Annotated in this window: 15 protein-coding genes and 1 pseudogene; 6 read left to right on the top strand and 10 right to left on the bottom strand. The window is 71.1% G+C overall.

Annotated elements, in window-relative coordinates; translation table 11 throughout:
* Positions 1-298 precede the first annotated feature (298 nt).
* From ACIQ9G_RS32740 to thyX, 3 genes are all read right to left on the bottom strand, one after another.
* Positions 299-1,984 (bottom strand): ribonuclease J, encoded by a 1,686-nt coding sequence (locus ACIQ9G_RS32740; protein WP_403616934.1) that lies wholly within the window; start codon positions 1,982-1,984, stop codon positions 299-301.
* 169 nt (positions 1,985-2,153) lie between these two features.
* Positions 2,154-3,053, bottom strand: coding sequence for a 4-hydroxy-tetrahydrodipicolinate synthase (dapA, locus tag ACIQ9G_RS32735; protein ID WP_403616931.1), 900 nt, complete (start codon positions 3,051-3,053; stop codon positions 2,154-2,156).
* A gap of 204 nt (positions 3,054-3,257) precedes the next feature.
* The gene (thyX, locus tag ACIQ9G_RS32730; RefSeq protein ID WP_392196490.1) at positions 3,258-4,001 is read right to left on the bottom strand and encodes an FAD-dependent thymidylate synthase; all 744 of its coding nucleotides are present in this window, start codon (positions 3,999-4,001) and stop codon (positions 3,258-3,260) included.
* Between the two features lie 149 nt (positions 4,002-4,150).
* On the opposite strand from thyX, the gene ACIQ9G_RS32725 reads away from it, so the two are divergent.
* Both ACIQ9G_RS32725 and ACIQ9G_RS32720 read left to right on the top strand, forming a co-directional pair.
* Positions 4,151-4,390, top strand: a complete 240-nt coding sequence (locus ACIQ9G_RS32725; protein ID WP_403616929.1) for a hypothetical protein — start codon at positions 4,151-4,153, stop codon at positions 4,388-4,390.
* A gap of 145 nt (positions 4,391-4,535) precedes the next feature.
* A complete protein-coding gene (locus ACIQ9G_RS32720) occupies positions 4,536-5,090 on the top strand; it encodes a hypothetical protein (protein WP_403616927.1) in 555 nt (184 codons plus the stop codon).
* A gap of 86 nt (positions 5,091-5,176) precedes the next feature.
* Here ACIQ9G_RS32720 and ACIQ9G_RS32715 read toward each other — a convergent pair whose 3' ends face one another.
* From ACIQ9G_RS32715 to rpsO, 5 genes are all read right to left on the bottom strand, one after another.
* A complete protein-coding gene (locus ACIQ9G_RS32715; RefSeq protein ID WP_403616925.1) occupies positions 5,177-5,635 on the bottom strand; it encodes a hypothetical protein in 459 nt (152 codons plus the stop codon).
* 14 nt (positions 5,636-5,649) lie between these two features.
* A complete protein-coding gene (gene dapB / locus ACIQ9G_RS32710; RefSeq protein WP_403616923.1) occupies positions 5,650-6,402 on the bottom strand; it encodes a 4-hydroxy-tetrahydrodipicolinate reductase in 753 nt (250 codons plus the stop codon).
* 23 nt (positions 6,403-6,425) lie between these two features.
* Positions 6,426-7,805, bottom strand: coding sequence for a M16 family metallopeptidase (locus ACIQ9G_RS32705; RefSeq protein WP_403616921.1), 1,380 nt, complete (start codon positions 7,803-7,805; stop codon positions 6,426-6,428).
* Positions 7,802-10,021, bottom strand: a complete 2,220-nt coding sequence (locus ACIQ9G_RS32700; protein ID WP_392196467.1) for a polyribonucleotide nucleotidyltransferase — start codon at positions 10,019-10,021, stop codon at positions 7,802-7,804. Before ACIQ9G_RS32700 ends, ACIQ9G_RS32705 begins: the two co-directional genes overlap by 4 nt.
* Positions 10,022-10,415: 394 nt before the next feature.
* Positions 10,416-10,703: a 30S ribosomal protein S15 gene (gene rpsO, locus ACIQ9G_RS32695; protein WP_403616919.1), complete on the bottom strand. Its 288-nt coding sequence runs from the start codon at positions 10,701-10,703 to the stop codon at positions 10,416-10,418.
* Positions 10,704-10,986: 283 nt separating this feature from the next.
* Here rpsO and ACIQ9G_RS32690 point away from each other — a divergent pair, with 283 nt between their 5' ends.
* The gene (locus tag ACIQ9G_RS32690; protein WP_356193190.1) at positions 10,987-11,280 is read left to right on the top strand and encodes a DUF397 domain-containing protein; all 294 of its coding nucleotides are present in this window, start codon (positions 10,987-10,989) and stop codon (positions 11,278-11,280) included.
* Positions 11,281-11,374: 94 nt separating this feature from the next.
* Here ACIQ9G_RS32690 and ACIQ9G_RS32685 read toward each other — a convergent pair whose 3' ends face one another.
* Entirely contained in the window at positions 11,375-12,868 is a 1,494-nt protein-coding gene (locus tag ACIQ9G_RS32685) for a PQQ-binding-like beta-propeller repeat protein (protein WP_403616916.1), read from the bottom strand.
* 544 nt (positions 12,869-13,412) lie between these two features.
* On the opposite strand from ACIQ9G_RS32685, the pseudogene ACIQ9G_RS32680 reads away from it, so the two are divergent.
* Positions 13,413-13,541, top strand: a pseudogene (locus ACIQ9G_RS32680) (SCO5717 family growth-regulating ATPase); the annotation flags it as partial.
* Between the two features lie 71 nt (positions 13,542-13,612).
* Here ACIQ9G_RS32680 and ACIQ9G_RS32675 read toward each other — a convergent pair.
* Entirely contained in the window at positions 13,613-13,810 is a 198-nt protein-coding gene (locus tag ACIQ9G_RS32675) for a hypothetical protein (RefSeq protein WP_403616940.1), read from the bottom strand.
* Between the two features lie 187 nt (positions 13,811-13,997).
* Between ACIQ9G_RS32675 and ACIQ9G_RS32670 the strand changes: the two genes are divergently transcribed.
* Both ACIQ9G_RS32670 and ACIQ9G_RS32665 read left to right on the top strand, forming a co-directional pair.
* Positions 13,998-17,708, top strand: coding sequence for an AAA family ATPase (locus ACIQ9G_RS32670; protein ID WP_403616937.1), 3,711 nt, complete (start codon positions 13,998-14,000; stop codon positions 17,706-17,708).
* A gap of 332 nt (positions 17,709-18,040) precedes the next feature.
* Complete coding sequence (locus ACIQ9G_RS32665) at positions 18,041-19,960, top strand: ABC transporter substrate-binding protein (protein ID WP_403616914.1); 1,920 nt, start codon at positions 18,041-18,043, stop codon at positions 19,958-19,960.
* Positions 19,961-19,985: the final 25 nt, after the last annotated feature.

The raw sequence follows: 19,985 nt of genomic DNA, 5'->3' as shown, positions 1-19,985 counted from the left end.
GGGCTTTCCTCCGGGCGCTTCCCTTCGGTCTTGCGTTTCCGACTCTATCAGATCTTTCCGACCCGATTTCCTCGGTGCTTTCCAGGTTCCCGCTTTCGCGTTTCCCTTTCCGGCGGTTCCGACTTTATCAGAGGTTCTGAGCCGGTTTTCCCGCCCCTCCGGGAGCGTCCTCCGGAGCGCACGAGGCGTCCCGGGGTTCCCGTCCTGGCGGAGCCGTAAACGTACTGGAGCGGGGAGCCTCGATGCAAATCGAGGCTCCCCGCTCCTAGTTCAGGCGTACGAAGGATCGAACGCCGTGTCAGACCTCCACGACGACCGGGAGGATCATCGGCCGGCGCCGGTAGGTGTCCGACACCCACTTGCCCAGCGTGCGGCGGATGAGCTGCTGCAGCTGGTGGACCTCCGCGACGCCCTCCCGGCCCGACCGCTCCAGCGCTTCGGAGATCTTCGGGACGACGTCACCGAAGGCGGAGTCGTCGATGCCCGAGCCGCGGGCCTGGATGTGCGGACCGCCGGTGATCTTGCCCGTGGTGGAGTCCACCACCACGAAGACCGAGATGATGCCCTCGTCGCCGAGGATCTTCCGGTCCTTCAGGGCGGGCTCGCCGACATCGCCGACCGAGAGGCCGTCGACGTAGACGTAACCGGCCTGGACCTTGCCGGAGATCCTGGCCTTGCCCTCGACGAGGTCGACGGTCACACCGTCCTCGGCGATGACGATGCGGTCGTGCGGCACGCCGGTCATGGCGCCGAGTTCGGCGTTGGCGCGCAGGTGGCGCCACTCGCCGTGCACCGGCATCAGGTTCTTCGGGCGGCAGATGTTGTAGAAGTACAGCAGCTCGCCGGCCGAGGCGTGGCCCGAGACGTGCACCTTGGCGTTGCCCTTGTGGATGACGTTGGCGCCCCAGCGGGTCAGGCCGTTGATGACCCGGTACACCGCGTTCTCGTTGCCCGGGATGAGCGACGAGGCCAGGATCACCGTGTCGCCCTGGACGATGCGGATCTGGTGATCGCGGTTGGCCATGCGGGACAGAGCCGCCATCGGCTCGCCCTGCGAGCCCGTGCAGACCAGCACGATCTCGTGGTCGGGCAGGTCGTCCAGGGTCTTGACGTCCACCACCAGGCCCGGCGGGACCTTCAGGTAGCCGAGGTCGCGGGCGATGCCCATGTTGCGGACCATGGAGCGGCCGACGAAGGCGACCCGGCGGCCGTACTCGTGGGCCGCGTCCAGGATCTGCTGGATGCGGTGGACGTGGCTGGCGAAGCTCGCCACGATGATCCGCTTGCGCGCGCCGCCGAAGACCTGCCGCAGCACGTTGGAGATGTCGCGCTCGTGCGGGGTGAAGCCGGGCACCTCGGCGTTCGTGGAGTCGCTGAGGAGGAGGTCGATGCCCTCCTCGCTGAGCCGGGCGAACGCGTGCAGGTCGGTCAGCCGGCTGTCCAGCGGCAACTGGTCCATCTTGAAGTCGCCGGTGTGCACGGCCATGCCCGCGGGGGTGCGGATGGCGACGGCGAGGGCGTCCGGGATGGAGTGGTTGACGGCGACGAACTCGCAGTCGAAGGGGCCGACGCGCTCGCGGTTGCCCTCGGCCACCTCGAGCGTGTACGGGCGGATGCGGTGCTCCTGGAGCTTGGCCTCGATCAGGGCGAGGGTCAGCTTGGAGCCGATCAGCGGGATGTCCGGCTTCTCGCGGAGCAGGTACGGGACGCCGCCGATGTGGTCCTCGTGCCCGTGGGTGAGGACGATGCCCTCGATGTCGTCGAGACGGTCCCGGATCGACGTGAAGTCCGGCAGGATCAGATCGATTCCGGGCTGCTCCTCCTCGGGGAAGAGCACTCCGCAGTCGACGATCAGCAGGCGGCCGCCGTACTCGAAGACGGTCATGTTCCGGCCGATCTCGCCGAGGCCGCCGAGCGGGGTGACCCGCAGGCCTCCTTCGGGGAGCTTCGGGGGTGAACCGAGTTCAGGATGCGGATGACTCAAAAGACTCTCCTCAACCACGCACGCCACGTACCGGCGGGCACGTGGCGTGGGTGACGTTCGTGCATGAGCAGTTGTCGTTGTGGATCGCGGGCACCGGTGGTCCCGCCTCTTCAGTTGTGGAGCCCGGTGGGGAACCGGGCGGTGCGAGGGATCTCGCGAAGTCTTGTTGTCAGAGCTGTACCCCGCCTGCGGCAAGATCGATCTTGAGCTGCTCGGTCTCTTCGGGAGTGAGCTCGATCATGGGCGGCCGGAGCGGTCCGCCGGGCAGTCCGCTCAGGGCGAGCGCGGCCTTGGTGGTCATGACGCCCTGGGTGCGGAACATGCCGGTGTAGACGGGGAGCAGCTTCTGGTGGATCTCGGTGGCCTTCTGCACGTCGCCGGAGGTGTACGCCTCGACGAGGGCGCGCAGGTCCGGGGTGACGACGTGGCCGACGACCGACACGAAGCCGACCGCGCCGATGGAGAGCAGCGGCAGGTTCAGCATGTCGTCGCCGGAGTACCAGGCGAGGCCGGAGCGGGCGATGGCCCAGCCGGCGCGGCCGAGGTCGCCCTTGGCGTCCTTGTTGGCCACGATCCGCGGATGCTCGGCCAGGCGGACGAGCGTCTCGGTGTTGATGGGCACGCCGCTGCGGCCCGGGATGTCGTACAGCATGACGGGCAGCCCGGTGGCGTCCGCGATGGCCGTGAAGTGCCGGTACAGGCCCTCCTGCGGGGGCTTGTTGTAGTACGGCGTGACGGTCAGCAGGCCGTGGGCGCCGGTCTTCTCGGCGGCGCGGGCCAGCTCGATGCTGTGCTGGGTGTCGTTGGTGCCGACGCCGGCCACGATGTGCGCGCGGTCTCCGACGGCCTCCAGGACCGCCCGTACGAGGTCCGCTTTCTCCGCGTCACTGGTGGTGGGGGACTCGCCGGTGGTGCCGTTGATCACCAGGCCGTCGTTGCCTGCGTCCACCAGGTGGGTGGCGAGCCGCTGCGCGCCGTCGAGGTCGAGTGCGCCGTCCGCCGTGAAGGGCGTGACCATGGCGGTGAGGACCCGCCCGAAGGGGGTCTGCGGAGTCGAGGTCGGAGCCATGGGTAACACGCTACTCGCTGCTCACTGCGGGGTCTGCCCTCGGGTCGGGCGACAAGTCGTGACAAGGATGGAGCCCGGCACTGCCTGCTCGGGGGTTCAAGCAGTGCCGGACCCGTTTGATCAGGCTAGATGAACTTCACTAAATGCCGCAATACGGACACTTCGCGCGGCTGACCCGTACATCTGTACCGGCCCGGAAAGCACTTACGGCGCGACCCGTCCGTTGGCGTTGAAAGCGGCGTAGGTGAGCGGCATGAGCTCGGCCCACGCGGCCTCCATCCGCTCGCCGACCATCTCGATCTCCCGCTGCGGGAAGGACGGCACCTGGGCCAGCTCGTGCTGGGTGCGCAGGCCGAGGAAGTGCATCAGCGAGCGGGCGTTGCAGGTGGCGTACATCGACGAGTACAGGCCCACCGGGAGGACCGAACGGGCGACCTCGCGGGCGACGCCGGCTTCGAGCATCCGGCGGTAGGTCCGGTAGGCGTCGCGGTAGGAGTCCTCCATGGCCCGCCCCACGAGCTCGTGCTGCTCGGGGGTGCCCTCCACGAAGACGTACTTGCCCGGGCGGCCCTCCTGCACCAGCTTGCGGGACTCGCCCGGCACGTAGAAGACCGGCTGGAGCTCCCGGTAGCGGCCGGACTCCTCGTTGTAGGACCAGCCCACGCGGTGCCGCATGAACTCGCGGAAGACGAAGATCGGCGCGCTGATGAAGAAGGTCATCGAGTTGTGCTCGAAGGGGCTGCCGTGGCGGTCCCGCATCAGGTAGTTGATCAGGCCCTTCGAGCGCTCCGGGTCCTTGTTCAGCTCGTCCAGGGACTGCTCACCGACCGTGGAGACGCGGGCCGCGAACAGCACGTCGGAGTCGGCCGCGCTGTGTTTCACCAGTTCGACGGTGACGTCGCTACGGAGATCGATCTTGAAGTCGTCGTCGGGGGTCACGGTTCGCAGGGCCTTCCGGTCTCGTCGCTTGAGGACGCCACTCTACGTTCGGCGCCGGGCCGCGATGAAGTCGGTGAAAGGGGGCACCCCGGTGGTCCTTCGTTCGTCTGTATCGGTGAGAATGACTCGTTCGATCCGTGAAGGGAGAAGCACCCCAGATGTCCCGTCGGCGTGAGCCCGTCCCGTTCGCCTTCGTCTCCGAGGCCGACAGGTTCCGCAGCAATGTCACCCCGCCGCCCCGCGAGCGGGCGTCCGTCGGCCGCATAGCCGGTCGCTGCCTGTTGGGCCTCACCATCGTCGCCGGTCTCGTGGGGTCTCTGATCCTCGGGATGCCGGCTCTGTCGATCAGTCACTCCCCCGCCCAGACACCGCAGTCCCAGGCGTCCCCCGGGCACTGAGCGGGCCATGACCGCCCGGCCGGCCGTCCGGCGCGGCCCGTGCGGAGCGGAGGGCACCGGCTCGGCCCCCGTGGGTGGTGAGCGGGGACACAGGCGGATAACCTCACCGGGCACAGCCCACGCATGGAACGAGTGAGGACCCGCCGTGCCCCTGCCCTTCCTGACGGCCGACCGTGCCTTCGACACCGCGGACGACGTCGCGCTGCCGTTCGACGATCGCGAGCGCTGGCGGCGCCCCTACCGGCCCGGCCCGTGGCGGGTGGGCTCGGCCGCCCTCCTGCTGCTGCTCGCCTCGTTCGTGCTGTTCGCGGCGGTCGTCATCGCGCTGACCGCCAGTGTGTCCGAGGCCGGGTTCTGTTTCGGTGTCGCGCTGGTGGTCATCGCCGGGGCGCTGCGGCTGCTGCGCATGGGCGTGTGGGTGAGCCCGCGTGGACTGCGCCAGGTCTGCTTCCTCGTCAGCCGTACGACGCCGTGGGCGCGGGTCGTCAGCGTGCGCACGGTGCAGCAGCCGGTGCGCTGGCTGGGGCTGCCGCGCACGGTGCAGGGCCAGGCGCTGGTGCTGGTCCGCGGGGACCGCGCCGACGGTGACGCACCGCCGCTGCTGACCACGCACAACGCCGACTTCCTGGGCCGCGTCGAGGCGTTCGACCGGGCGGCGGACGCGGTGGAGGCGTGGGCCGAGGAGCAGCGGCACGGCTGACACGTGGGTGACACAGCTGGGCCCGGACCGCGTGTGCGGTCCGGGCCCAGCGGCGTCACCGCGGCCGGCGGCGGGGTGCGCGAGCGTCAGGCGGCCTCGACCGGCGGCTTGCCGTCGTGCAGGGCGATGGCCCGCTGCATCGCCTTGCGGGCACGGGGGGTGTCTTGGGCGTCGTGGTAGGCGACGGCGAGGCGGAACCAGCTGCGCCAGTCGTCGGGGGACGCCTCCGTCTCGGCCTTGCGCCGGGCGAAGACCTCGTCCGCCGAGTCGCGGTCGATACGCCCGCCGGGCGTGCGCCGCAGCTCGTCGACGGGCAGGCCGCCCTCGGCGTCGAGTTCGGCGGCGAGCCGGTTGGCGTTGCGGACGAACTGGGTGTTCTTCCACAGGAACCACAGGCCGATCACCGGGAGGACCAGCACGGCGATCCCGAAGGTGACGGTCACCGGCGTGCCGGACTCGATGAGCATGACGCCGCGGCTGCCGACCAGGACGAAGTAGAAGACGAGGACGGCAGCCGTGACGAGGTAGGTGATCTTCGCGCGCATGAGGGGCTCGGGGCTCAGTTCAGGTCGAGGAAGTGTTCCAGGCCGAAGGTCAGCCCCGGAGTGGTCACCACGCGGCGCACGCCGAGCAGGATGCCCGGCATGAAGCTGCTGTGGTGGAGGGAGTCGTGCCGGATGGTGAGGGTCTCGCCCTCGCCGCCCAGCAGGACCTCCTGGTGGGCGAGCAGGCCGCGCAGCCGCACGGCGTGCACGGGCACCCCGTCGACGTCGGCGCCGCGGGCGCCCTCCAGGGCGGTGACGGTCGCGTCCGGCGCCGGGGCCGAGCCCGCCCGGGCCCGGGCCTCGGCGATGAGCTGGGCGGTGCGGGTGGCGGTGCCGCTGGGGGCGTCGGCCTTGTTCGGGTGGTGCAGCTCGACGACCTCGACCGACTCGAAGTACGGCGCCGCGATCTGCGCGAACTTCATGGTCAGCACGGCCCCGATGGAGAAGTTCGGGGCGATGAGCACCCCGGTCTCCGGGAACTGCGCGAGCCAGCCCTTCAGCTGCGCGAGGCGGTCGTCGGTCCAGCCGGTGGTGCCGACGACGGCGTGGATGCCGTGCCGGACGCAGAAGTCCAGGTTGCCCATGACCGAGGCGGGGGTGGTCAGCTCGACGACCACCTGGGCGCCGGTCTCCACCAGGGTCTCCAGCTTGTCCTCCCGGCCGAGGGCGGCGACCAGTTCCATGTCCTCGGCGGCCTCGACCGCTCGTACCGCCTCGGATCCGATCCGGCCCTTGGCACCGAGGACCGCCACGCGCAGCTTGCTCATCTGTTGCTTCCTTACCGGAGGGATTAGGCGACGGCGTCGTGCAGACGGGAGGCCTGCTTGTCCTTCAGCGGGCCGATGACCGACAGCGACGGGCGCCGGCCCAGGACGTCCCGGGCGACCGCGCGGACCTCGTCGGGGGTCACCGCGGCCATCTTGGCCAGCATGTCGTCGACGGACATCTGATCGCCCCAGCACAGCTCACTCTTGCCGATACGGTTCATCAGCGCACCCGTGTCCTCCAGGCCGAGGACCGTGGAACCCTGCAGCTGACCGATGGCGCGGCCGATCTCCTCGTCGGACAGGCCGTGCTCGGCGACGTGGTCGAATTCGTCGCGGCAGATCTTCAGCACGTCGTGCACCTGGCTCGGGCGGCAGCCCGCGTACACGCCGAACAGGCCGCAGTCGGCGAAGCCGGAGGTGTAGGAGTACACGCTGTAGGCCAGGCCGCGCTTCTCCCGGACCTCCTGGAACAGCCGGGAGGACATCCCGCCGCCGAGGGCGGTGTTCAGCACGCCGAGGGCCCAGCGGCGGTCGTCGGTGCGGGGCAGGCCGGGCATGCCGAGGACGACGTGCGCCTGCTCGGTCTTGCGGCCGAGCAGCTCCACCTTGCCGGCCGTGCGGACGCTGCGGTGGCCCTCGCGGGGGCCGATGGGCGCGGCGTCGAGGTCCCCGAGGGCTCCCGCCTTCTCGAAGGCGGCGCGGACCTGGCGTACGACCTTCTGGTGGTCGATGTTGCCGGCGCAGGCGACGACGAGGTGGGTCGGGTCGTAGTGCTTCCTGTAGAAGCGGCGGATGCGGTCGGCGGTGAGCGCGTTGACCGTGTCGACCGTGCCGAGGACCGGGCGGCCGAGCGGGTTGTCGCCGAACATGGTGTGCGCGAACAGGTCGTGCACGCAGTCGCCGGGGGCGTCCTCGGTCATCGCGATCTCCTCGAGGATCGCGCCGCGCTCGACGTCGACGTCCTCCTCCTGGATCAGCGAGCCGGTGAGCATGTCGCAGACGATGTCGATGGCGAGCGGCAGGTCGCTGTCGAGCACGCGTGCGTAGTAGCACGTGTACTCCTTCGCCGTGAACGCGTTCATCTCGCCGCCGACCGCGTCCATGGCGGCGGAGATGTCCAGGGCGGACCTGCGTCCGGTGCCCTTGAAGAGCAGGTGCTCCAGGTAGTGCGTGGCGCCGTTGAGCGAGGGGGTCTCGTCGCGGGAGCCGACGTGGGCCCAGATGCCGAAGGTGGCCGAGCGCACGGAGGGCTGGGTCTCGGTGACGATGCGCAGGCCTCCGGGGAGGGTTGTCCTGCGGACGGTGCCGATGCCGTTGGTGCCCTTGATCAGGGTTTGGGTACGGGCGACGGCCCGCGCCTCCGGAGAGGTGCGGGCCGTCGCCTTGAAGCCACGGGACGTCACTGGTCGGCGTCGTCCTTCTTCTCTTCGCTGCCTTCCTCGCCCTCGATCACCGGGACGAGGGAGAGCTTGCCGCGGGAGTCGATCTCGGCGATCTCGACCTGGACCTTCTGGCCCACGCCGAGGACGTCCTCGACGTTCTCCACGCGCTTGCCGCCGGCGAGCTTGCGGATCTGCGAGATGTGCAGCAGACCGTCCTTGCCGGGCAGCAGGGAGACGAACGCACCGAAGGTGGTCGTCTTGACGACCGTACCGAGGTAGCGCTCGCCGACCTCGGGCATCGTCGGGTTGGCGATGCCGTTGATCGTGGTGCGGGCGGCCTCGGCGGACGGGCCGTCGGCGGCACCGATGTAGATCGTGCCGTCGTCCTCGATGGTGATCTCGGCGCCCGTGTCCTCCTGGATCTGGTTGATCATCTTGCCCTTGGGGCCGATGACCTCGCCGATCTTGTCGACCGGGATCTTCACGGTGATGATCCGCGGCGCGTTGGGGGACATCTCGTCCGGCGTGTCGATCGCTTCCATCATCACGTCGAGGATGTGGAGGCGGGCGTCACGGGCCTGCTTGAGGGCGGCGGCCAGGACGGAGGCCGGGATGCCGTCCAGCTTGGTGTCGAGCTGGAGGGCGGTGACGAACTCCTTGGTGCCGGCGACCTTGAAGTCCATGTCGCCGAAGGCGTCCTCCGCACCGAGGATGTCGGTGAGGGTGACGTAGTGCGTCTCGCCGTCGATCTCCTGGGAGATCAGGCCCATGGCGATACCGGCGACCGGGGCCTTCAGCGGCACACCGGCGTTCAGCAGCGACATGGTGGAGGCGCAGACCGAGCCCATCGACGTCGAGCCGTTGGAGCTGAGGGCCTCGGAGACCTGGCGGATCGCGTAGGGGAACTCCTCGCGCGCCGGCAGGACCGGGACCAGGGCGCGCTCGGCGAGGGCGCCGTGGCCGATCTCGCGGCGCTTGGGGGAGCCGACGCGGCCGGTCTCGCCGGTGGAGTACGGCGGGAAGTTGTAGTTGTGCATGTAGCGCTTGCGGGTCACCGGGGAGAGGGTGTCCAGCTGCTGCTCCATGCGGAGCATGTTCAGCGTGGTGACGCCCAGGATCTGGGTCTCGCCACGCTCGAACACGGCGGAGCCGTGCACCCGCGGGATGGCCTCGACCTCGGCGGCCAGGGTGCGGATGTCGGTGACACCGCGGCCGTCGATGCGCTTCTTCTCCTTGATGACGCGCTCACGGACCAGGGTCTTGGTCAGCGAGCGGTACGCGGCGGAGATCTCCTTCTCGCGGCCCTCGAACTTCGGCAGGAGCTTCTCGGCGGCGAGGGCCTTGATGCGGTCCAGCTCGCTCTCGCGCTCCTGCTTGCCGCCGATGGTGAGCGCCTGCGCGAGCTCGGAACGGACGGCGGCGGTCAGCGCCTCCAGGACGTCGTCCTGGTAGTCGAGGAAGATCGGGAACTCGGCGGTCGGCTTGGCGGCCTTGACGGCGAGGTCCGACTGCGCCTTGCAGAGCACCTTGATGAAGGGCTTCGCGGCCTCGAGACCGGCGGCGACGACCTCCTCGGTGGGGGCCTCGGCGCCGCCCTTGACCAGCTGGATCGTCTTCTCGGTGGCCTCGGCCTCGACCATCATGATCGCGACGTCGCCGTCCTCCAGGACGCGGCCGGCGACCACCATGTCGAAGACGGCGTCCTCGAGCTCGGTGTGCGTCGGGAACGCGACCCACTGGCCGTTGATCAGCGCGACGCGGACGCCGCCGATCGGGCCGGAGAAGGGCAGGCCGGCCAGCTGCGTGGACGCGGACGCGGCGTTGATCGCGACGACGTCGTACAGGTGGTCGGGGTTGAGCGCCATGATCGTGGCGACGACCTGGATCTCGTTGCGCAGGCCCTTCTTGAAGGACGGGCGCAGCGGGCGGTCGATGAGGCGGCAGGTGAGGATCGCGTCCTCGGAGGGGCGGCCCTCACGGCGGAAGAAGGAACCGGGGATCTTCCCGGCCGCGTACATGCGCTCCTCGACGTCGACCGTGAGCGGGAAGAAGTCGAGCTGGTCCTTGGGGTTCTTGGAGGCGGTGGTGGCCGACAGCACCATGGTGTCGTCGTCCAGGTACGCCACGGCGGAGCCGGCGGCCTGCTTGGCCAGGCGGCCCGTCTCGAAGCGGATGGTACGGGTGCCGAAGGAGCCGTTGTCGATGACGGCCTCGGCGTAGTGGGTCTCGTTCTCCACTAGCGTTTTCTCCGTTACATGTCGTCTTTTGTCCCGTCCGGCCCGTGTGGCCGGGGGACGGTGGCGGAGAAGCGCTCCGTCTGGTGCGGGCCGGTCTTCGATCGAAGCACCCGGGGCTCGCTTCCCCCCGGGGGCCACTACCGAGGACCGGCGGCGGCGAGGTGCGCTTCTCCTCGTTCGTGGTGCGTGACCACGCCTGGCCCGGGACGGGCAGGCCCTGTCACGCCGTGTCCTGCGTCGTGCGTTGTGCTACCACACTACAAAGTGCCGGTGACACTCCGCACGTTTCCGCACGTACGGCCGGGTTCTCCGCGTCCGCGGCGGCCGGCCTTTCCCTGCGTACGGCAAAGGGAGCGGCTCCCTGTCTCCCGGGAACCGCTCCCTTCACGGCGTCCTACTTGGCGCCCGCCGCACCGCGGCGGATGCCGAGGCGGTCGACCAGCGCACGGAAGCGCTGGATGTCCTTCTTGGCGAGGTACTGCAGCAGCCGGCGGCGCTGACCGACCAGGATCAGCAGACCACGGCGGGAGTGGTGGTCGTGCTTGTGGGTCTTGAGGTGCTCGGTCAGGTCGGAGATCCGACGGGACAGCAGAGCGACCTGGACCTCGGGGGAGCCGGTGTCACCCTCCTTGGTACCGAACTCGCCGATGATCTGCTTCTTCGTAGTGGCGTCGAGCGACACGCGTACTCCTCATAGTCTGTGAGTGGCCACCGAGTGCCCCCGGTCTGCTTCTCGGGAGAACTTCCATGACTCGGAAGGCGGGGATCCGCTGGGCGCGGCCTCCAGGGCCTGCAGGGGCTACCTGCGAGGGCTCCGGGGGCGCGTACACAAACGGCCGTCACTCAGGGTACCAGGCGGTTGCGGGCCGCTTCGCCGCACTCCCGGCAACCGCGCTGGTGGGGGCACGGCGCGCACTAGGGTGAGCGGTCGGACCGTACGGACGTCGGGAAGGGGTCGCTGCGCGATGGCGGAGACGGAAGCGGAGATCAAGGCACGCAAGGAGCGGGAGCGCGACGAGCTGTACGCCCTCGACATCTCGGGCGTGGAGTGGCACTGCGCGCCGGGCACGGAGGAGCACGAGGAGCGCGTCGAGATCGCCTACCTTCCCGAGGGCGCCGTCGCCATGCGGTCGTCCCTCGACCCGTCGACGGTGCTGCGTTACACGGAGGCCGAGTGGCGGGCGTTCGTGCTCGGCGCGCGCGACGGGGAGTTCGACCTGGAGCCGGCGCCGCACAACGGGGGGCTCGCGGCGGAGTGAGCGCCGCACGGGGCCCGATGCGGTGAGACGGGACCGGATGCGGTGAGGGGGGTGGCACGCGTGCGTGCCACCCCCCTCTCCCTTAGGGCGCACTTCAGTGCTTCAGCCCGGCGCTCGCGTAGCCGGCCAGCGACAGCACCTTGGCCTTGGGCTTGTCGTCGTCGCGCTCCAGTTCCCGCGGGGCGAAGAACATCCGGCCCTTCTCCACGACGATGTCCGTCTGCTCCGGATCACTCAGCTCGTAGGCCTCGTCCTCCGGGAGCTGGAAGAGGAGGTACGGCGTCTCCCTGTCCGTGCGCGGGTTCCAGCGGACCAGGGCCGCCGGGGCGAGGGAATCGGCGCCCGCACGGTAGATCAGGAGGTCGTCCCCGCTCATCCGCACCGGAACGACCGCCTGGAACTCACGGCCGTCGAACTTGCCCCGCGTCCGGCCCGTCTTCAGGTCGAACGCCACGATCCAGCCGGCCGGCTGACCGATGGCGATGTTCTCCTTGCTCATGACGTAGGCCTGGGTCCGGCCCACGACCATGCCGTCGCAGGCGTCGACCACGCCGAAGAAGCGCGAGAAGGCGTACCGGGAACCGCACTTGGCGTCGTAGCCGTTCAGGGAGATGGTGGCGAGGTGCCGGCCCTGTCCGTCGAGGGTGATGAGGTCGGTCACCATGGTGTCGCCGGCCGCGACGGCGAGCACGGGCGGCTCGGCGGAGGGCAGGAAGACGTCGTCGATCCCGGTGGCGACCTTGTACGTCCACAGGGTCCGGCCGGTGCGCGGATCGAGCTTCTGCACCTTGTAGGTGGTGTCGGGCGCCTCTCCGCAGGCGGCCAGGGCGAGCAGCGCGCGGCCGCCCGCGAAGCCCTTGTCCTCGCACTGGGACGTGGTCGTGCTGTTCCAGAGCTGCTTGCCGCTCTTCATGTCGTACGCCACCGAGCCTCGTCCCCAGGCCACCGCGACGACGCCCTTGGTCAGGGTGAGGCCGGTGTTGGTGACGTAGGCGAAGTCGGCCGCGGGCATCTTCCGCTGCCACAGCTTCTTGCCGGTGTTCAGGTCGAGGAACACCACCTGGTCGCAGACGCCCTTGTCGCTCGCGGCCTCGCCCTTGGGCGGCTGGATCACGACCGCGGTACGGCCGTCGGCGGTCACGTCCCGGCTCGTGGCACAGAGGTGGCCGCCCAGTTCGAGCTTCCAGGCCGTCTCGTCGTCGTCCGAGGTGAGCTTGTAGCCCTCGACACGGTTGGCGACGCCCCGGGCGACGATCTTGTCGGTGGCCCAGGTGCCGGGCGCGTAGCGCGGGTCCTTGCCGAGGTTCTCCTCGTAGTGCTCGATGATCTCCCGGCCTTCGGGCGAGGAGGACGCCCTCTCGGCCGTCTCCCGCACCTCGTCCGGGCTCTGGGCGACGGCTGCCGCCCTGCCGTCGTCCGGCGCGCCGGCGTCCCCCGCGGACGACAGGAGCCGGACGCCGGCGCAGAGCGCGGCGATCAGGACGACGGCCAGGGCGCCGCCCAGGAGCCGGAGGCGGCGTCTTCTGCGGGCCTGGTCGGCCGCGACCGCGGACTGGGTGTAGACGGAGGGGGGTGGGCCGAAGCTCACGCGAAGGGTTCCCTTTCTGACAGGAACGGGCGCACGGGTGCCGTCCCGGGGCTCCGGGGAGGTTCCGGGGCGTGGTGGGGGGTGCGGGCGCGCTCGCCGGTCCGTGCGCGGGACGGGGCCCTACTATGCCGGTCGCCCCACGGTGGTCGACGAACGGGGCGTGCGATGGGGCGGGTTGACCGCTCAGGACCTCAAGGCTCCTGCGTGTCGGGCCGGTTGGATCCAGTTCGGTCACGTCTCTTCACCTTCCGCCCTACTTGTTCACGTTGCTGACGCACGCTGTCCGGTTTGTTCGCCGATACGGGCTGTGTACGGCAGTTGCGGGCGGGTTGTGACGGAGTGGGCGACCGCTGAGAGCGGACAGGCCTGCCGGGGTGAGCCCGGTGGTGATTAGGCTGGTACCGGGCGCGATGGCAGAACCCGTGGACCGGGTGTCGTCGTCCGGGGGGAGCCGGTGGATCGGACGACCTCGAACGACCGAGGACGACGAGAAATGGTCGCCCCAGCACGGCATTGAGGGTGCTCGACCACACCAGGAGGAACTGTGAGCAGCGATCGGGACGGGAACCGCGGGGGCTGGGCCACGCCCGGCGACGACCAGCCCGACGCGGCGTCCGCCGTCGAGACGACCGGCGAGTTCACCATCGACTACGCGCCGCCTGCCTGGTACACGCAGAACGCGTCGGGTGGGCCGGGAACCGGATCGGGATCCGGTTCTGGAACCGGATCGGGACCGGGGGCCGATCAGCGGGGTGGTGCGGGGGACGGAGCGTCCTCCTCGGGGGGCTCGGCCGCGCCCGGGTCCGCGGCCGGGTCCGCGGCCGGGTCCGCGGCCGGCGGTGCTGCCGGGCCTGGCGGATCCGGTGTGCCGAGGCCGCCGAGCGGGCCGGTGCCGGGGCTGACGCCGCCGCCCCATGCGATCGCGCCGGGCGCGCCGTTCACGCCTCCTCCCCCGCCCCCGCCCGCGCCGGGTGCGCCCTTCACACCGCCGGCTCCCGCGCCGGGGGCGCCGTACTCGCCTCCGCGACCCGCACCCGGGGGCGCCTTCACGCCGCCGGCTCCGGCGCCCGGTGCTCCGTACACGCCGCCCGCCGCCCCTCCGGCGCCGTCCGCCGGGGGGCCCGTCGCCGTGCCCAGGCTGCCCATGGGCAGCGGGTTCGAGCCGCAGTCCGGGCAGCCGGGGGCTTCCGGCGGAGCGTCCGCCGCAGAGGGTGCGTCCCCGGCCGCGGTCCCCGGCATTGCGGTGAGCGGCTTCCAGTCGCAGTGGTCCGCCGCCCCGGCCGGCGAGGAGAAGGCCGAGGGACAGGCGGAGGAGAAGGCGGAGGAACCCGGTCAGCAGCATGAGCAGGGTGCGGAGTTCGGGGCCGGTGACCTCGAAAGCGGTGCCACCATGCGGTTCTCCGCCGTCGCCCTGAAGCGGGAGATCGCGGAGCGGGCGGCAGCGGCCGAGGGTTCGCCGGAGCCCGCCGACGAGCAGGGCGAGGCCTCGGAGACGAATGGCGCAAACGCCGGGGACGAGCCCGATCGTGACGATGTGACGAGCGACGCCGATGTGGCCGTCCTTCCGGGCGGTTCTGATGCCGAGTCAGGTTACAAGTCCGGTTCCGATTCCGGGGCGGTCGGCTCGCACCTTTCGGCTGAAGAAGAGGCAGGGACGGAAGAAGACGCGACGGACGACGAGGTCGCGGCGCGTGAAGTGCCCGCGGGCGAGGAGTCCGTCGACGAGGAGCCCGGCCACACCGAGGCTGCGGCTGACGGGGAGACCGAGGCCGAGGTTGCGGCCGAGGTCGAGGCCGACGAGACCGTGACCGACGAGGCCGGGGCGGGGGACGGCTCCGCCGTGGATGCCGAGCCTGCCGACGTCGTGCCCGTCGAGGACCAGTCCGTGGACGGCGCGTCCGAGGACGCGGTCGCCGCGGCGGCCGAGGACACCGCCGAGCCGCAGGACGCGGAGCACGAGAACGCCGTTCCGTACGACGCCGAGCCCCAGGACGCCGCTCCGCAGGGCGCGGACCCCAAGGAAACCGAGGTCCGGGACGCGGAGCCGCAGGACGCGGGGGCTGAGGACGCGGAGCCCCAGGACGCTGTTCCGCCGGTCGCCGCCGAGGCGCCTCAGGGCACGCCTGCCGCTTGGGGGCCGCCGCCGGTGCCGCAGGGGGCGGTGCCGCCACTGCCGCCGTCGTACCAGCCCGCCGCGCCCGCATCGGCCGCCCACTGGCCCGCCCAGCCGCAGCCAGGAGACGCGCAGGACCAGCCTTCCGTACCCGGGCAGCAGCCGCCCTACCAGCCTCAGGCGCCGATGCCCGCGCCCGCCGCCTGGAACGCGCCGTCCGCTCCGGACTCCGCCCCGCAGGCCGGGTACGGCTTCCCCCACCCCGGCACCCCGGCCGCACAGCGGCCCCCGGTCCAGCCGCCCGCCCCGGTCGCCAACCCGCAGGCCGGATACGGCTTCCCGCAGCCCGCGGCCGCCACCCCGGGTCCGGCCGCACCGCCGGCCCAGCCCACACCTGCCGCTGCGGACCCTGCCGCGCCGGCCGCCCAGCCGTCGTCCGCCGGCCACGCCGGTGGACCGATCCAGGACGCGGCAGCGGCAGGACAGCCGTTCCCCGGGCAGCACGATCCCGGCCGGCCGAACGGTTACGGCTTCCCGCCGCCCCCGGCCGCTCCTGGCGCCCCTAGCGCGTCCAACCCGTTTGCACAGCAGGACGGTTACGGCTTCCCGCAATCGCCCCCGGCTCCCTCCACTCCGGACCAGCCGGCCACCCCGGGCGTGCCCACCCCGCCCGCACAACCCGGCGGTTACGGCTTCCCGCAGGCCCCCGGCACTTCCGCCCCGCACGCCCAGCCCGGCGGCTACGGCTTCCCGCAGTCGTCCCCGGCCCAGCCCGCGCCGGACCAGCCCGGTGCTCCGGGCACCGCGGGCGCGCCCAGCGCGCCCAACCCGCCCGTACAGCAGGCTGGTTACGGCTTCCCCCAGGCGGCCCCCGCCCAGCCCGCGCCGGACCGGCCGGCCTCCCCCGGTGCCCCGGGATCCCCGGCTGCTCCGGCCGCCCCCGGTGCCCCCAACCCTCCTGCGCAACCGAGCGGTTACGGCTTCCCGCAGGCCCTGGGCATTCCCACCCCGCCCGCCCAGCTCGGCGGCTACGGCTTCCCCCACGCCCCCGGCGCGGAGAACGCGAACGCCCCCGGCGTTCCCAACCCGCCAGCCCAGCATGCCGGTTACGGCTTCCCGCAGGCGCCGGGCCAACCCGGTGGTGCGCCGTCTCAGCAGGCCGCCCCGCAGCAGCCGGTCGACCCCCGTCTGGGGGCCGCCTGGCCGCAGCCCATGCAGCACGATCAGCGGCAACCGACCAACCCCGGTGCCGCGCCGCTGGGTTACACCGCGGCCGTGGAACTGTCCTCCGACCGGCTGCTCAACAACAAGAAGCAGAAGGCGCGCAGCGGGCGTCCGGCCGCCGCGGGGGGCCGGTTCAAGCTCGGCGGGAAGAAGGAGGAGGCCGAGCGGCAGCGGAAGCTGGAGCTGATCCGCACGCCGGTGCTCTCGTGCTACCGGATCGCGGTGATCAGCCTCAAGGGCGGTGTGGGCAAGACGACCACGACCACCGCGCTGGGCGCGACGCTCGCCACCGAGCGGCAGGACAAGATCCTCGCCATCGACGCCAACCCGGACGCCGGCACCCTCGGCCGCCGCGTGCGCCGGGAGACCGGGGCCACCATCCGTGACCTCGTCCAGGCGATCCCGTACCTCAACTCGTACATGGACATCCGCCGGTTCACCTCCCAGGCGCCCTCCGGCCTGGAGATCATCGCCAACGACGTCGACCCGGCCGTGTCCACCACCTTCAACGACGAGGACTACCGCCGCGCGATCGACGTCCTCGGCAAGCAGTACCCGATCGTTCTCACCGACTCCGGCACGGGGCTGCTCTACAGCGCCATGCGCGGGGTGCTCGACCTGGCCGACCAGCTCATCATCATCTCCACCCCGTCCGTCGACGGTGCGAGCAGTGCGAGTACGACGCTGGACTGGCTGTCCGCCCACGGGTACGCCGACCTCGTCGCGCGCTCCCTCACCGTCATCTCGGGTGTGCGCGAGACCGGCAAGATGATCAAGGTCGACGACATCGTCTCCCACTTCGAGACGCGCTGCCGGGGCGTCGTCGTGGTGCCCTTCGACGAGCACCTGGCCGCCGGCGCCGAGGTCGACCTCGACATGATGCGGCCGAAGGTGCGGGAGGCGTACTTCAACCTCGCGGCGATGGTCGCCGAGGACTTCGTCCGGCACCAGCAGTCGCACGGGCTGTGGACGTCGGACGGCAACCCGCCGCCGGTGGCGGCCCCGCCCATGCCCGGTCAGCCCCTGCCCGCTCAGGCGTACCCCGGTCAGCCGTACCCCGGTCAGGCAATCCCCGGGCAGCCCGCTCCGGGGCAGCCGCCCGTGCAGGGACAGCCGGTCCCGGGTCAGCCGCCGATCCCCGGCCAGCCCGGTCCGTACGCGCACCCGCAGCAGCCCGGCCAGCCGGGCCGGCCGGCCCCGGGACAGCCCTACCCGCAGCAGCCCGGCCAGCCCGTCCCGGGGCAGCCGTACCCCGGCCAGCCGCAGGCCCAGCCCGGTCAACCGCAGCCGCAGCCCTACTACGGCGCGCCCGCGCCGGAGCAGCCGTACCCGCAGCAGCCCGGCGGACCCGCTGCCCCGGACCAGCCGTACCCGCCGCAGTCGGGCCACTCCGCGCCGCATCCCCAGCACCCCGGCCGGCCGCAGCCCCCGCAGGGGCAGCAGTACCCGCAGGGGCAGCAGTACCCGCAGGGGCAGACCCCGCCTCCGCCGCCCCAGCAGTGAATCCTGCGGCCCGGTCCGGGCCGCACCCGCTCCAGGCCCGCGCCGTTTCTCTCGGCGCGGGCCTTCGCGCGTTCGCGTCCCTTACCGGCGGGAATCGGCCGCCACGCCCTCACCAGGACGGCTTCAGTGGTCTCGACCAATGGGAGCGACACCACGGTCAACGCGTTGTTTCCGCAGGCCACATGGGGTTTGACGTACCGTTGACTCGCGCAGACTGCCGCTGATAGACACTCACTTCATTCCCGCCGGCGCCACCCGATCAAGCCCGTTCGAGCCCGCCCCGCGGAAGGCGCAAACCGTCTTCCGCGGGCGATGACGCGAGGTCACCGAGCATGAACACAGACGATCAGCACGGCAGAGGACGTACCGGCCGCCGCCCGAGGAGCAGTCGGCTGCTCGCCGCCGCGGGCGCCGCCGCCCTCCTCCTCTCGGCCGGCGTCGCGGCCCCGGCGGCCTCGGCCACGCAGCAGCAGGCCCGGGCCGCCGCGGCGAGCGGCCGAGGAGAACGGAGCGAGGGCGGGCAGAGCCGGAACGCACAGGGTGACAAGGTGCTCACCGTCGCCGTGGCACAGAGCGTCGACTCCCTCAGCCCGTTCCTGGCGGTGCGGCTGCTCAGCACGAGCATCCACCGGCTGATGTACGAGTACCTGACCAACTACGACCCCAAGGACGGGCATGTCGTCCCGGGCCTGGCGACCGCGTGGAAGTCGTCGCCGGACAAGCTGACCTGGACGTATACGATCCGCGGGAACTCCAAGTGGTCGGACGGCCGGCAGGCCACCGCCGAGGACGCCGCGTGGACGTTCGAGAAGATGATGACCGACGAGGGCGCGGGCACCGCCAACGGCAGCTTCGTCGCCAACTTCGAGAAGGTCACCGCGCCCAGCCCCACCCAGCTGGTGATCCGGCTGAAGAAGCCGCAGGCCACGATGACGGCGCTGGACGTGCCGATCGTGCCCAAGCACGTGTGGGAGAAGGTCGGGGACTTCTCGAAGTTCAACAACGACAAGAGCTTCCCGATCGTGGGGAACGGGCCGTTCGTCCTCACCTCCTACAAGCCCGACAGCTATGTGCGGCTGAAGGCCAACAAGAGCTTCTGGCGCGGCGCGCCCAAGTTCGACCAGCTGGTCTTCCGGTACTACAAGGACCAGGACGCGGCCGTCGCCGCGCTGCGCAAGGGCGAGGTCTCCTTCGTCGCGGGCTCCCCCTCCCTGACGCCCGCTCAGGCAGCGTCGCTCAAGGGCGAGAAGAACATCCACGTCAACGACGCGCCCGGCCGCCGCTTCTACGCCCTCGCCACCAACCCGGGCGCGCGGGCGAAGAACGGCAAGAAGTTCGGTGACGGCGACCCGTCCCTGCTGGACCAGCGGGTGCGGAACGCGCTGTTCATGGCGGTGGACCGCAGGACGGTCGTCGACAAGGTGTTCCAGGGCCACGCGGTCGAGGGGCAGGGCTACATCCCGCCGCGTTTCTCGTCGTACTTCTGGAAGCCCTCGGCGAGCCGGAGGCTGGCCTACGACCCGGCCGGGGCGGCCCGACTCCTCGACGAGGCGGGCTACAGGAAGAACGCCGACGGCAAGCGCGTGGGCAAGGACGGCAAGCCGCTGAACTACCGCGTGCTGTGCCACGCCACCGACCCGAACGACAAGGCGGTCGGCAAGTACCTGCAGGAGTGGTGGGGCAAGCTCGGCATCGGCGTACGGCTCGACTGCCTGGACAACGTCACCGACCCCTGGCTGGCCGGCAAGTACGATCTCGCCTTCGACGGCTGGTCCGTCAACCCCGACCCCGACTTCGTGCTCTCCATCCACACCTGCGGGGCGCTCCCGGCCACGCCCAAGGACACCGGCGCCACCGACAACTTCATCTGCGACAAGACGTACGACGGGCTGTACGCCCGGCAGCTCGCCGAGTACGACCCGGCCAAGCGGGCCGGTCTCGTCAAGCAGATGGAGTCGCGGCTGTACGACCTCGGGTACATGAACGTCATGGCCTACCCGAACGCGGTCGAGGCGTACCGCACGGACCAGATCGAGTCGATCACCACCATGCCGTCGAAGGCGGGCAACATCTACGGCCAGGACGGCTACTGGGGCTGGTGGTCCGCCGTTCCGGCTAACGCCGGTGATTCCTCCGGCGGTTCCACCTCGACCGGCGTCATCATCGGGATCGTCGCGGGCGTCGTCGTGCTCGTCGGCCTCGCGGGCGTCCTCGCGATGCGCCGCCGCGCCACGGCCGAGGACCGTGAGTAGGGGGCGCCGGGAACGGGACCGCGGA

The organism is Streptomyces sp. NPDC096152, assembly GCF_044763235.1.
In the GTDB taxonomy this organism is placed as follows: domain Bacteria; phylum Actinomycetota; class Actinomycetes; order Streptomycetales; family Streptomycetaceae; genus Streptomyces.
The sequence above is the reverse complement of the archived record's forward strand: the minus strand, read 5'-3'. Positions and strand labels throughout refer to the sequence as shown.

Coding starts and splice junctions, on each gene's coding strand:
- dapA (WP_403616931.1), bottom strand. CDS start 3,053: ATGGCTCCGACCTCGACTCCGCAGACCCCCTTCGGGCGGGTCCTCACC.
- ACIQ9G_RS32725 (WP_403616929.1), top strand. CDS start 4,151: ATGTCCCGTCGGCGTGAGCCCGTCCCGTTCGCCTTCGTCTCCGAGGCC.
- ACIQ9G_RS32715 (WP_403616925.1), bottom strand. CDS start 5,635: ATGCGCGCGAAGATCACCTACCTCGTCACGGCTGCCGTCCTCGTCTTC.
- dapB (WP_403616923.1), bottom strand. CDS start 6,402: ATGAGCAAGCTGCGCGTGGCGGTCCTCGGTGCCAAGGGCCGGATCGGA.
- ACIQ9G_RS32690 (WP_356193190.1), top strand. CDS start 10,987: ATGGCGGAGACGGAAGCGGAGATCAAGGCACGCAAGGAGCGGGAGCGC.
- ACIQ9G_RS32665 (WP_403616914.1), top strand. CDS start 18,041: ATGAACACAGACGATCAGCACGGCAGAGGACGTACCGGCCGCCGCCCG.